Annotated in this window: 8 protein-coding genes; 1 reads left to right on the top strand and 7 read right to left on the bottom strand. The window is 61.2% G+C overall.

What is annotated here, in order from left to right; all coding sequences use genetic code 11:
* Positions 1–81 precede the first annotated feature (81 nt).
* Positions 82–1,209: a multidrug effflux MFS transporter gene (locus tag DBR30_RS02370; protein ID WP_108542502.1), complete on the top strand. Its 1,128-nt coding sequence runs from the start codon at positions 82–84 to the stop codon at positions 1,207–1,209.
* 4 nt (positions 1,210–1,213) lie between these two features.
* On the opposite strand, the gene DBR30_RS02365 is transcribed toward DBR30_RS02370, so the two are convergent.
* The 7 genes from DBR30_RS02365 to DBR30_RS02330 all read right to left on the bottom strand — a co-directional run bounded on the left by DBR30_RS02365 (position 1,214) and on the right by DBR30_RS02330 (position 13,023).
* On the bottom strand, positions 1,214–1,897 hold the full coding sequence (locus DBR30_RS02365; RefSeq protein ID WP_005355774.1) for a response regulator: 684 nt from the start codon (positions 1,895–1,897) through the stop codon (positions 1,214–1,216).
* Positions 1,898–1,955: 58 nt separating this feature from the next.
* Positions 1,956–4,544, bottom strand: coding sequence for a sensor histidine kinase (locus tag DBR30_RS02360; RefSeq protein WP_108542501.1), 2,589 nt, complete (start codon positions 4,542–4,544; stop codon positions 1,956–1,958).
* A 126-nt stretch (positions 4,545–4,670) separates the two neighbouring features.
* Positions 4,671–5,198, bottom strand: a complete 528-nt coding sequence (locus DBR30_RS02355; RefSeq protein ID WP_019446835.1) for a potassium-transporting ATPase subunit C — start codon at positions 5,196–5,198, stop codon at positions 4,671–4,673.
* 62 nt (positions 5,199–5,260) lie between these two features.
* Positions 5,261–7,318, bottom strand: coding sequence for a potassium-transporting ATPase subunit KdpB (gene kdpB, locus DBR30_RS02350; RefSeq protein ID WP_108542500.1), 2,058 nt, complete (start codon positions 7,316–7,318; stop codon positions 5,261–5,263).
* Between the two features lie 67 nt (positions 7,319–7,385).
* Positions 7,386–9,068 carry a potassium-transporting ATPase subunit KdpA gene (kdpA, locus tag DBR30_RS02345; protein WP_108542499.1) on the bottom strand — a complete coding sequence of 561 codons (1,683 nt, stop codon included), beginning with the start codon at positions 9,066–9,068 and terminating at the stop codon, positions 7,386–7,388.
* A 561-nt stretch (positions 9,069–9,629) separates the two neighbouring features.
* Positions 9,630–10,979, bottom strand: coding sequence for a glutathione-disulfide reductase (gene gorA / locus DBR30_RS02335; RefSeq protein ID WP_108588173.1), 1,350 nt, complete (start codon positions 10,977–10,979; stop codon positions 9,630–9,632).
* Between the two features lie 76 nt (positions 10,980–11,055).
* Positions 11,056–13,023: an ATP-binding protein gene (locus DBR30_RS02330; protein WP_108542498.1), complete on the bottom strand. Its 1,968-nt coding sequence runs from the start codon at positions 13,021–13,023 to the stop codon at positions 11,056–11,058.
* Positions 13,024–13,053: the final 30 nt, after the last annotated feature.

Genomic DNA, 13,053 nt, shown 5'->3' with positions numbered 1-13,053 from the left:
TTGATGTTTATAGTCCTGCTTATTGTAATCAGACAAACGGCATCTCTCTAGAATGACGACCTCTTGTGAAGGAGGTTTGTCATGAATAACAAGTTGCCACCGCTCTGGCTGGTGGTGGGATTGATGATGTTTCCCCAGATTGTGGAGACCATCTACAGCCCGGTCCTGACCCACATCGCTACCCAGTTTCAGGTGAGCGAAGGGCAGGCATCCCAGACCCTGTCGGTCTATTTTCTGGCGTTTGCGGTAGGCGTGGTCTGCTGGGGGCGGCTCTGCGATCTGATCGGGCGCCGTCCCGCTATGTTGGCCGGGTTGCTCACCTATGGCGTCGGCACCCTGCTGGCGCTGCTGGCCAACCAGTTTGAAACTCTATTGCTGGCCCGGGTCATCTCGGCCTTTGGCGCCGCCGTGGGCTCCGTGGTGACCCAGACCATGCTGCGCGATAGCTATCAGGGCAGCGATCTGACGCGGGTCTTCTCGGTGATGGGCATAGCGCTCTCCCTCAGTCCGGTGCTGGGGCTGCTCAGTGGCGGCCAGCTGGCGAGCGGGTTTGGCTATCTCGGGGTATTCAGTGGTCTGCTGATACTGGCGGTAGGCTTGCTGCTGGTGGCCTGCTGGCAACTGCCGGAAACCCGTCCGGCCACCACTCGGCAAGTCGCACTCTGGCCGCTGGCGTGCCGGATGATGAAGGATGGCGGGCTCTGGCGCAGTGCCATGCTGGTCGCCCTGTTCAACACCATGCTGTTTGGTTACTACAGTCTGGCGCCGTTCCTCTTTGCCGGATTGGGATTGAGCACCGGCGAGTTTGGCTATTCGGGGATCTTGCTGGCGCTGGCGACTCTGCTCGGCAGCCTGCTCAACAAGCATCTGCTGGGAAGGGGGTGGCTGCCGTCCTCTCTGAGTAGACTGGCTTGCGCTCTGGCGCTGGTCGCCGGGCTGCTGGTCTGGGCGAGTCAGTCCAGCCTCTGGTTCCTGTTGCCCATGATGGGTGTGGTGGTGGCCTTCGGGCTGGCTATCCCCAATGTGCTGAGTCAGGCGCTGCTGGCTTATCGCGAAGTAGCGGGCAGTGCTGGCGCTCTGTTCGGGCTTGGCTACTACCTGCTGCTCAGTCTGGGGTTGGCGGTGGCGGCCGGATTGCAGGATCTCGGCCTGTTGCTGAGTGGCTGCGGTCTGCTGGCGCTGATTTGCAGTGGGCGTCGTTCCACGTGAAACGTCAGTTGCCGATAAAGCGGTAGCCGATACCGGATTCGGTCTCGATAAGCGTCGGTTGCTGGGGGTTATCCCCCAGCTTTTTGCGCAGACTGGCGATGACGATGCGCAGGTAGTGGGTGTCCTCCTTGTGGCTCGGCCCCCAGATATCGTTGAGCAGTTGGGTTTGCATTACCAGCTTGCCCGGGTGGCACACCAGCGCCTGCAACAGGGCGAACTCCTTGCGGGAGAGGGGGATCTCCTCCTCCTTCATGGTCACCTTGTGGCTGCTGATATCGAGCGTCAGGCCACATTGGGGGAAGTGGCGCCGCTCGCCGCTGCTGACGCCAGCTCGCTGGCGCAAGAGCACGCGAATGCGAGCCATCATCTCGCCGATGCCGAACGGCTTGCTCATGTAGTCGTTGGCACCGGCATCCAGCAGCCGTACCTTCTCCTGCTCCGAATCGCGGGCCGACAACACCAGCACCGGATTGGGGTGATGCTCGCGAATGGCCTGCAACACCTGAATGCCATCGCCATCCGGCAGACCGAGATCGAGGATCACCAGATCGGGGTTGAGGTGGCGATACTGCTCCAGCCCTTCATTGACCCCCACCGCCTCACTCACCTGATGCCCCTCGGCAATCAGGCTGATCCGCAGAAAGCGACGGATCGCCGCTTCATCATCTATGACCAGAATGTGTGCCATCGAACCTCCAGAGGCGAATGGTGGGAGGGGCTGATTGACCCGATCTGGCGGTCAGCCATCAGACCTCCGGTGAATTGAGGGCGAGCGGCAGGGAGATGCGCATGCAGGTTCCGTTGCCATTGGGACCGGAGAAGGCCCAAATCTTGCCGCCGTGGGCCTCTATCATAGCGCGGGAAATGGCGAGGCCAAGCCCGGTGCCACGGCTACCGCAATCGCCAACCGGCTGGGTGTAGAAGAGGTTGAAGATCTTCTCCCGATCCGACTCGGCGATACCGACCCCGATATCGATGATATCGATGATGAGGTCGGGTTCGGCCACCATCACCTTGAACTCGATGGGAGTGCCAGCCGGCGAGTAGCGGGAGGCGTTGTCGAGGATGTTGACCAGCACCTGTTCGATCAGGGCGCCATGGACATAGAGCTGGGGCACATGCTGATCGATGTGTACCAGCAGCTTGTGCTGGCGCCAGGAGGAGTCGAGCCGCTTGCGGGCGCTCTCCACCAGATCGGTCAGGTCGACCCAGTCCCGCTTCAACTGAAAGTCGGGGGAGCCGATACGGGTCATATCCAGCAGATTTTGCACATAGCTGTGCAGACGGCGCGCCTCGTCCTGTACCGAGTGGAGCAGTTCGTTGCGATCATCCGGCGGGATCCGGTCACCATATTCCAGCAGGGTGCTGCCGGCACCCATGATGGTGGCCAGCGGCGTCTTCAAGTCGTGGGAGACCGAGGAGAGCAGGGCGGCGCGCATCCGATCGGTCTCTGCCTGCAGCTGGCTGTCGGCCAGCCGCTCGTTGAGGTCGATCCGCGCCAGCGCGGCGCGAATGTCGGTGAGCAGCGCCTGCAGCTGATGCTCGGCAGATGAGGAGAGCGGATTGGCCAGCGTTATGCCGATCACCAAATCATCGCTGAGGTGGTGATACTGCGCCTCGGCGGCATTGAGGGTGGCGGTGTGGGCTCCGGCACTCTGCTTCTGGGCCAGACACCAGTCGATGGCCGCCTTGTCGGTCTGGCCGGGTCTGTGCTTCTCGTTGCCGAGGCGGTCGTGAAAATCCTTGTCGATCACTACGGTCGGCTGGCCCAGCGCCAGCGAGATCGCTTGTGCCCCTTGTCTCAGCACCTCCTCCGGACTGTTGGCGGTCGCCAGCCCCTGACTGAGGGAGAGCAGGGCATTGCCCAGCTGCTGGGTCTCGCGCAGGCCGATCAGCTGCTGGCGCTGGCGGGAGGCGAGGCGCCCCGCGGTCATGCCGACGATAAGCAGCACGAACAGGGTGAGCAGGTCGCTGTGGTTGGCGACGCTCAGGGAGAAGTAGGGGGCGGTGAACAGCAAATTGTGAGCGATAAAGCCCAGCACAGCTGCCAGCGTGGCGGGCACCAGACTGGTGGTAAGGGCAGTTGCCAACACCCCCAGCACGAAGATGAGCGGCAACGCTGCTGGTGGCAGCCAGTAGGAGAGCCCCCAGGCGGCGGCCGAGGTGATCCCCATGATGGTCACCGCCAGCAGGCTGTGGTGAATATCCTTCGGGGTCGGGACGCGCATTCCCACTTCGGGCTTCTGCTTCTCGGTATCGACCAGCGTGATTTCGAGCCCCTGCGCCTGCTTGAGCAAGTGCTGCACCAGCGAGCGGCGCCATGGCGCCTTGTGAGGTTTGCCGAGCAGCAGCTGGGAGACCTGCTGTTGTTCGGCGGTCTCCAGCAGGGTGTTGGCGACCGCCGGGCTGGATAGCGTCAGCACCTTGGCGCCGAGGTGAGAGGCGAGCGCCAGCGCCTGCTCCACATCGGCAGAGCGGCGGCCATTGCTGTCGACATGCACCACCAGCCACGGGAGCTGACGGCGCTGGGCAAAGCGGTGGCCGTAGCGCACCAGCGCCGAGCCGTGCAGGTCACCGAGGCAAACCATCAGCTTGCCCCGCAGCGGCAAGGTGCTCTTGCCTGCTGCCTGCCACTGCAGTTGCAGATCTCCCTCCACATGGCTGGCGGCAGTCTGCATCGCCAGCTCCCGCAATGCGGTGAGGTTGTTGAGGGAGAAGAAGGATTGCAGCGCCGCCTTGGCCTGATGGGGCACATAGACCTTGCCCTCCTTGAGGCGGCCGAGCAGCTCCTTGGGGGGCAGGTCGATCAGCACCAGACTGTCGGCTTCCAGCAGCACCTGATCGGGCAGAGTCTCCTTCACTCTGACCCCGGTGAGCTGCCACACCAGATCGTTGAGACTCTCCAGATGCTGCACGTTGAGGGTGGTGTAGACGTCGATCCCGGCGTTGAGCAGCTCCTCCACATCCTGCCAGCGCTTCTCGTGGCGGCTGCCGGGGGCGTTGCTGTGGGCCAGCTCGTCCACCACGGCGATGGCCGGTTTGCGGGCGAGCAGGCCGTCGAGATCCATCTCCTCCAGTCGCTGCTGGCGGTGCATGTGGATCTTGCGCGGCATGATGGCGAGCTTGTCGAGCAGAGCCAGAGTCTCCTGACGGCCGTGGGTCTCCACCACGCCGATCAGGATGTCGACCCCCTCCTTGGCCTGTTCCCGCACCGCCTGCAACATGGCGTAGGTCTTGCCGACGCCGGGAGCGGCGCCGAGAAACACCTTCAGCTTGCCCTTGTGCTCCTGTTCCAGGCTCGCCAGCAGGGCGTCGGCCCTTACCTCATCACGCATCCCCATGCTCCTGCATCAGACTCGTCAGCAGGGCATCAGCGCTTGCTACATCAGCCATTGTTATCCCTATCGAGCCAACCGCCCGTTTCGAAAATCGAGGTCATCACCAAACCGGAATGGGCGCCATCAGGCGCCCTTTTTATGATCCAGTTGCAGATTCAGCTGGAGAATGTTGACCACCTGCGGGCCAAGGATACCAGCTTGTGTGGCCGACTTGACCTGCTCCGTCAGTTGGGCGGGATCCAGTCCACGTTCTTTGGCGACGCGGTCGACCTGAGCCAGCACCGCATCCAGCGGCAGGTGGGGATCGAGGCCGGAGGCGGAGCGGGTCAGCATGGCGGGGGAGCGGGTTCCCGGCTGTGCCTTGGCGGCCTGTTCGGCAAACTCTGCCCGCAGCGGTGAGCTCATCCCCAGATTGCTGGCGCTGCCGCCTATGGTGTTGAAATCGCTGGCGGAGGGACGGGGATGGAAATAGTCAGCCCGCTCGAATTTCTGCCCCAGCAGGGCGCTACCGATGAGTTGCTGCTTGCTGTCGGTGAGCTGGCTGCCGTTGGCCTGCCAGGGGAACAGCAGTTGGGCCAGCCCGGTCACCGCCAGCGGATAACCCACGCCCAGCAGCAGGGTCAGGGTCAACAGGGTTCTGATTGCTATCATGATTCTCTTGCTCCAAAAGGATGGCTGGGGATGCGGGTCTGACTCGCATCCCGGTTATGTCGTTACACCAGACCCAGGCCGGTAATGACCAGATCGATCAGCTTGATGCCGATAAACGGCACCAGCAGGCCGCCGACACCGTAGATCAGCAGGTTGCGGCGCAGCAGGCTGGCGGCCGAGCCTTTCAGGTCGACACCACGCAGCGCCAGCGGCACCAGCGCCACAATGATCAGGGCGTTGAAGATGATGGCCGACAGGATGGCGCTCTGCGGGCTGCCCAGCTGCATCAGGTTCAGTGCCCCCAGTTGCGGGTAGGCGGCGATGAACAGGGCTGGCAGGATGGCGAAGTACTTGGCCACGTCGTTGGCGATGGAGAAGGTGGTCAGGGCGCCACGGGTCACCAGCAGCTGTTTGCCGACCAGCACCACATCCAGCAGCTTGGTGGGGTTTGAGTCGAGATCCACCAGGTTGCCCGCCTCCTTGGCGGCCTGGGTGCCCTCGTTCATGGCCAGCCCCACGTCAGCCTGCGCCAGTGCGGGCGCATCGTTGGCGCCGTCACCGCACATGGCGACCAGACGACCATCGGCCTGCTCCTGCCGGATATAGGCGAGCTTCTTCTCCGGCGTCGCTTCGGCGATGAAGTCATCCACCCCGGCTTCGGCGGCGATGGCGGCGGCGGTTTTCGGGTTGTCGCCGGTGATCATCACGGTGCGGATCCCCATGTGGCGCAGGATCTGGAAGCGGGCTTTGATGCCGGGCTTGATGATGTCCTTGAGGTAGACCACCCCCAGCAGTTTCTCCTGAGTGCAGACCAGCAGCGGAGTCCCACCCTGACGGGCGATGCTGTCGACTGACTTGAGCACCAGCTCAGGCACCGCCTTGCGGTCGAGGCTGAGGTAGTTCAACACGGCATCCACCGCACCCTTGCGATATTGATGACCGTTGCGATCCAGTCCGCTCAGACGGGTCTCGGCGCTGAAGGGGATCACCTTGTCATCATCCAGCTGGCTCGGCTTGGCCATGCTCTTGCTGGCCAGAGTCAGGATGGATTTACCCTCGGGAGTGTTGTCACCCAGCGAAGCCAGCATGGCGGCTTGCGCCAGCAGGGCCGGGTCAACGCCGGGGGCCGGGATCAGTTCGTCGGCCATCCGGTTGCCGAAGGTGATGGTGCCGGTCTTGTCCAGTAGCAGGGTGCGCACGTCACCAGCCGCTTCCACGGCACGGCCAGACTTGGCGATGACGTTCAGCTTCACCAGTCGATCCATACCGGCAATGCCGATGGCGGAGAGCAAGCCGCCGATGGTGGTCGGGATCAGGGTAATGAAGAGAGCGATCAGGTAGAGACGCGGTACCTGAGTGCCGTTGTAGTCGAGGAACCAGGGCAGGGTAGCAACCACCAGCAGGAAGATCAGGGTCAGCCCCACCAGCAGAGCGTCCAGCGCCATCTCGTTGGGGGTCTTCTGACGTTTGGCCCCTTCCACCAGTGCAATCATCCGATCCAGCGTGCTTTCGCCCGGATTGTTGCTGACGCGCACCCAGATCTCGTCGGAGACGACCGTCGTGTTGCCGGTCACGCCGCTGCGGTCGGTACCCGACTCGCGGATGACGGGGGCGGATTCGCCGGTGATGGCCGCCTCGTTGACCGAGGCGATACCGGCGATTACCTCGCCGTCGGCCGGGATCATCTCGCCGCTGCGTACCAGCACCAGATCCCCCTTCATCAGGCTGGTGGCGGGGACCCATTCGCCCTGACCATCTTTGGCATTCGCCACCCGGCGGGCCTTGAGCTGGCTCATGCCCGCTTTCAGGCTGTCGGCGCGGGCCTTGCCGCGACCCTCGGCCAGGGTTTCCGCGAAGTTGGCAAACCAGAGGGTCAGCCAGAGCCAGGCGGTCAGCTGCCAGGCCAGCGAGGGAACAACCCCCGAGAGGGGTTGCCCCATCAGGGATTCCACGGTCGCCATCACGGCGGCCAGCCAGAGGGTGAACAGGATGGGGCTGCCAAACAGCGCCTTGGGATTGAAGCGATAGAGGGCCTCAACCATTGCCTGGATGATCTGTGATTTCTGTTTTTTGCCCTTCACCTGAATGGTGTCGGTGCTCATTGCAGTGGACTTGCTCATTGGAAAGCTCCCAGCATCAGATAGTTGGCCATTGGCATCCGGATGGTGATCGACAGGGTCAGGTTCATCAGAATGCCCCTCCAATCAGGCTCAGATGTTCGGCCACCGGGCCCAGTGCCAGCACCGGCAGGAAGGAGAGGCCACCTATCAGCAGGACGGTGATGATCAGCAGGGTAACGAACAGCGGGCCGCTGATGGGGAAGTCCCCTTCGCTCGTCTCTTGACGGGGCGCGCGGGCTAGCTGACCGGCAATCGCCAGTACCGGAATGATGTAGCCGAAGCGACCGAGCAGCATGGCCAGACCGATGGCGATGCACTGCCAGTTGTCACCGGCGGCAAAACCGGCGAAGGCGGAGCCGTTGTTGCCGGCAGCCGAGGCATAGGCATAGATGAGGCGTGACAGACCGTGCGGGCCATCATGGCCGATGATGGTGCTGGCATCCGGCATCAGCAGGGTGACACCACCGATCACCAAAACCCCCACCGGCATGACCAGCATGCTGGCGACGACCCACTTCATCTCGGTGATACCGAGCCGTTTGCCCAGATAGGTCGGGGTGCGCCCCACCATCAGGCCGCACAGGAATACAGTCAGCAGCACGAACAGCATCATGCCGTAGATACCGGAGCCGACGCCGCCGAAGATGACCTCACCCAGCAGCATGTTGATCATGCCAACCATGCCGCCGAGCGGAGTAAAGCTGTCGTGCATGGCGTTGACGGCACCGTTGGAGGCGGCAGTGGTCGCCACTTCCCAGATGCTGGAGAGCACAGGGCCGAAGCGGCTCTCCTTGCCTTCCCAGTTGCCAGTCTCGGTGGTGAGGTGGACAAGGCCAGGATCCAGTTTCAGCTCCTGGGAGAGGGAGATGAAGAGCCCCAGCACCAGCATGAGGGTCATGGCACCGAGAATGGCGCGGCTGTGGGCCATGTCTTTCACATAGCGGCCCAGAGTGAAGACCATGGCTGCGGCGATGGTAAGCAGGGTGACCATCTCCAGCCAGTTGGAGAGGGCTGTGGGGTTCTCGAACGGATGTGCCGAGTTGATGCCGAAGAAGCCGCCGCCGTTGGATCCAAGCTGCTTGATGGCGATCTGCGAGGCTGCCGGGCCGAGCGGCAGCAGCTGCTCCTGACCTTCGATACCATGGAACGGCAGATAGGCGGAGAGGCTTTGCGGCACCCCTTGCCATACCAGCACCAGCGCCATAATCAGCGCGATGGGCAGCAGCACGTAGAGGCAGAAACGCACCAGATCCTGCCAGAAGTTGCCAAGGTTGATGGTCTGCTGGCGGGCGATACCGCGGAACAGGGCAATGGCGACGGCGGCACCCGTCCCTGCGGAGACGAAGTTCTGGGTGGTCAGGCCCACCATCTGGCTGAAGTAGGAGAGGCTGGCCTCACCGGAATAGGCTTGCCAGTTGGTGTTGGTCATAAAGCTGACCGCGGTGTTGAAGGCGAGTTGCCAACTCAGACCCGGCAGTTGTTGCGGGTTGAGGGGCAGCAATCCCTGCGCCATCAGGATCAGGAACAGCAGACCGAAACCGGCGCCGTTGAAGGCCAGCAGGCTGAGGGCGTAGGACTTCCAGTCCTGCTCCCGTCCATCGGTGCCACAACAAGCCAGCGTGGCGCGCTCGACCGGTGCCAGCCAGTGGATTTTGCCTTCAAATACCCGGTAGATGTAGTTGCCCAGCAGCGGTGCCGGCAGTAGAACCAGCAGCACGAAGGCCACCGGATAGATTATTTCTTGCCACATGTTCTAGTTCCTCACTCGTGGTCACGGTGCGTCAGGGCACGCATTGGATTGCTCACGAGGCTCGGTAGTTTGCTGGCCACCGGGTAGATAATTTCTTGCTGCATATAGGTAGTCCCTCACTCGTGACTGCGCGTGAGTGCGCGCATCAGATAGGCCATCAAGGCGAGGACGAGCAGCAGATATAGCCAATTCATATCGACTCCATTGAGATAATTAGCTGCGAGAGCCGATGTAAAACCATATCGACTCTGTTGGTGTCATTGACGTTGAAAAGGGTATGTAAAACAGGCGTAAAGGCGCCATAAAGCGCCATGTGGCAGGCGTAAAATCGGCGTAAAGAACGACGGATTTGCGAGAGAAATAGCGAGGAGGGAGTAAAAACCCGGCCTGAGCCGGGTTTGGGTGGAGGGATTACATGGTTGTCGAAGCCGGCTGCTCGTGACAGGCCAGCTTCAAACGTGCCTATCGCATTGTCACGAACTCTTCTGCGCTGGTGGGGTGAGGTGTGGGAACGCAGTTGTTGAAGTTGGCCTGATAATGACAGGCCAACTTCAAACGTACCTATCGCATTGTCACGAACTCTTCTGCGCTGGTCGGGTGAATGGCAACGCAGTTGTCGAAGTCTGCCTTGGTGGCGCCCATCTTCATGGCGACGCCGAAACCTTGCAGGATCTCGTCCATCGCAAAGCCGATGCCGTGCAGACCGACCACCTTCTCTTCCGGGCCGACACAGACCAGCTTCATCCGGGTGGGCTGGCGATGCTGGGTCAGCGCAGAGTACATGGCGGTGAACTGGCTGCGGTAGACCTTCACCTGATCCTCGCCGTATTCGGCGATGGCTTCCGGTTCGGTCAGGCCGATGGTGCCGATGGGCGGGTGGCTGAACACCACGGTCGGCACCAGATCGTAGTTGAGGTGCTCGTTCGGCTTGTTGTTGAACAGCCGCTCCGAGAGGCGGCGGCCTGCAGCGACAGCCACCGGGGTGAGCTGGATGCGACCCGTGTTGTCACCTACCGCATAGATGTTGGCGACGGTGGTGTTCTGGAACTTGTCGGTCGGGATAAAGCCCTTCTCGTCCAGCGTGATGCCTGCGGCGGCAAGATTGAGGTTGTCGGTAGCCGGTACCCGGCCGATGGCCCAGATCAGGCTGTCGACGGTGAGGTGGCGACCATCTTCCAGTTGCAGGGTCAGGCTGTTGTCAGCGTTCTTGAGCACGGCTTTGGGAATGGCGTGGGTGTGCAGCTTGGGCCCTTCCTGCGCCATGATTTCGACCAGTGTCTCGTGGATCATGGGGTCGAAGTTGCGTAGCGGTGCGTGCTTGCGCACCACCAGATGGGTCTCGGAGCCGAGCGCCTGCATCACGCCAGCGATCTCGACTGCGATGTAGCCAGCACCCACTACGGCAACCCGCTTGGGTTGGCTTTGCAGATCGAAGAAACCATCGGAGTCGATACCCAGCTCGGCACCCGGGATCGCCGGAATTTCCGGGCAGCCACCGGTAGCGATCAGAATGTGATCGGCCGTGTAGTGCTCGCCATTGACCTCGATGGTGTGGCTGCTGACGAAGCGGGCGAAGCCCTTGATGACGGTGATCTGGTTCTTGCCCAGCACGTTCTGATAGGACTGGTGAATGCGGCCGATGTAGGCCTGGCGGGACTCGACCAGCTTGGCCCAGTTGAAGTGGTTGAGGGTGGTGTCAAAGCCGTAGTCGGCGCCATACTTCAGGGCATCGGCGATCTGGCCGGCATACCACATGGCCTTCTTCGGTACGCAGCCTACGTTGACGCAGGTTCCACCCAACTCTTTGGCTTCAATCAGGGCAACTTTCTTACCGTACATGGCAGCCCGGTTGGCAGACGCAATACCGCCGCTGCCGCCGCCGATGGCGATATAGTCAAAATGCTGTGCCATTGCGAGGTTCTCCGCTCATTAAGAATGCAATCACAGCATGATGGGGATAAAGCGGCTGGCTCACAAGAGCCAGCACTCAGTTATGTTGGATCGGCAGGCGAATATGGAACTGGGCGCCCTGGCCTGGTTCGCTGGCACAATTGATACGGCCTTTCAGCAGTTGCACCACCAAGTTGTAGATGATGTGGGTGCCCAGACCGCTGCCACCCTGACCCCGCTTGGAGGTGACGAAGGGATCGAAGATGCGCGGCAAGATTTCTGGTGGGATGCCGCGGCCGTTGTCCGAATAGTCGATAAACAGCTCCTCTCCCTGCTGTTCCACCTTGATGGTGATCTTCTTCGGTTTGTCCCAGCTGTCGAACCCGTGGTTGATAGAGTTGAGGATCAGGTTCGAGTAGATCTGGGTAAAGCTGCCCGGGAAGGAGAAGATCGACAGCTTGGGATCGCACTGGATATCCACTTCGCACTGGCTCTTTTTCAGTTTGTGACCGAGAGATACCACCACCTGATGAAGGTTGTCGGCGAGGCTGAAGTTGTAGCGTGCTTCCGATGACTGGTCGACAGCCACCTGCTTGAAGCTGGCAATCAGCTCCGAGGCGCGCCGCAGGTTGCTCTGCAGCAGTTGCATCGATTCGTCGAGGTTGACGGTGAACTCGTTGAGATAGGAGCGCGAAAGCTGCTTGGAGTCGATATGGGACTTGAAGTCGGCGACCCGCTCCTGCAGGTAGGAGGAGGCGGTCACGCTGATGCCGATGGGGGTATTGATCTCGTGTGCTACCCCGGCCACCAGCGAGCCGAGGGAGGCCATCTTCTCCGACTCCACCAGGGTCTGCTGAGCCTGTTTCAGGTCGTCGTACGCCTTGCCGAGCTGGTTGTTGGCTTCGCTCAGGCTGCGGGTACGTTCCACCACCTTGCCTTCCAGCTGTTCGTTGAGCTGGATTATCTCCCGCTCGACCTTTTTCAGCTGGGTGATGTCGTAGCCGAAGCCGATCTGGTACTTGAGGTTGGGGCCATCGTAGAAGGGTACGAAGGTCCATTGCAGTACCAGCTCATGGGCCTGCTGGTCATGCATGATGACCTCTTTGTCGGCCAGTGAACCTTCCGCTGCCAGAATATCGTTCAGCTCTTCCCGTTGCGCCGGGCTGACAAAGAGATCCAGCCAGTTGTGCTGTAACAATTCTTGCTGGTGGTAGCCGGTCAGCAGTATGGCTGCCGGGTTGATGCTGGCGATGGTCAAATCCGGCTCCATGCAGCAGATGACCATGTTGGCGGAGTTGATCAGGGTGGCGGAGAAGTCCCGTTCCTTTTGCAGTTGTTCGACCGCCTGATGGCGAGCAACCAGCTCGTCACGCAGTCGGGTACGCATCTGGTTGAGGGTGGAGACCAGGGTATCCAGCTCATCGGGTTTCTTGCGTGGCTGCGGGCGGCCTTCCAGCTCCAGCGCCATGTCGAGCCGATCGAGGTTGAACTTCTGGGCGTAGTTGGCGATGCGGTTGATATGCCTGACCACCAGATAGTAAATGATGATCAGGATGCAAAATGAGACCACCAGGGTCTTGATGGTCTGGCTGACCATGATCAGCACCGATTTTTCGATGAGGCGCTGGTAGATCTGCTCGAGAGAGGCGGCAACGAACAGCTTGCCGACAATTTCACCCTGATAGGTGAGGTTGAATTCGCGGGAGATATCATAGCTTTCCCGCTCGACCCCCTGGGTCAGCAGCGGGACTTCGGAGTTGCCGAGCATCTCCTTGACCATCACGAACTGCATGTTGGGCAGGTTCATGATCCCTTCAATTTGCACTTTGACCTGCTCTTCATCCAGGTTCCACAAGCTGGCAGCGATGGGTTGCAGGAACGAGGCCTCGATCTGGCCGATGCTGTCTTCGATGACGGCGACATCCTTGCGGTAATCCCACGCGAGTTGCAGCGCCGTAATGATCATCGCCAATACGGTACTGCAGACCAGAATGTAGGAGAGCAGGCGATATGAGAGTCCGTTGCGGCCTACGGCCCTGGCGGTCTTGGTGAAGAGTCCTGACATGGCGTCCTTGCGGTCTGGATGTGGTGTTTT

The organism is Aeromonas sp. HMWF017 (assembly GCF_003061465.1).
In the GTDB taxonomy this organism is placed as follows: Bacteria; Pseudomonadota; Gammaproteobacteria; order Enterobacterales; family Aeromonadaceae; genus Aeromonas; species Aeromonas veronii.
This window is presented reverse-complemented; position numbering and strand designations above follow the sequence as displayed.

Excerpts from the sequence above, each read along its gene's own strand:
- gorA (WP_108588173.1), bottom strand. The coding sequence starts at position 10,979 with ATGGCACAGCATTTTGACTATATCGCCATCGGCGGCGGCAGCGGCGGT.
- kdpA (WP_108542499.1), bottom strand. The coding sequence starts at position 9,068 with ATGTGGCAAGAAATAATCTATCCGGTGGCCTTCGTGCTGCTGGTTCTA.
- DBR30_RS02365 (WP_005355774.1), bottom strand. The coding sequence starts at position 1,897 with ATGGCACACATTCTGGTCATAGATGATGAAGCGGCGATCCGTCGCTTT.
- DBR30_RS02360 (WP_108542501.1), bottom strand. The coding sequence starts at position 4,544 with ATGCGTGATGAGGTAAGGGCCGACGCCCTGCTGGCGAGCCTGGAACAG.
- DBR30_RS02330 (WP_108542498.1), bottom strand. The coding sequence starts at position 13,023 with ATGTCAGGACTCTTCACCAAGACCGCCAGGGCCGTAGGCCGCAACGGA.
- DBR30_RS02355 (WP_019446835.1), bottom strand. The coding sequence starts at position 5,198 with ATGATAGCAATCAGAACCCTGTTGACCCTGACCCTGCTGCTGGGCGTG.
- DBR30_RS02370 (WP_108542502.1), top strand. The coding sequence starts at position 82 with ATGAATAACAAGTTGCCACCGCTCTGGCTGGTGGTGGGATTGATGATG.
- kdpB (WP_108542500.1), bottom strand. The coding sequence starts at position 7,318 with ATGAGCAAGTCCACTGCAATGAGCACCGACACCATTCAGGTGAAGGGC.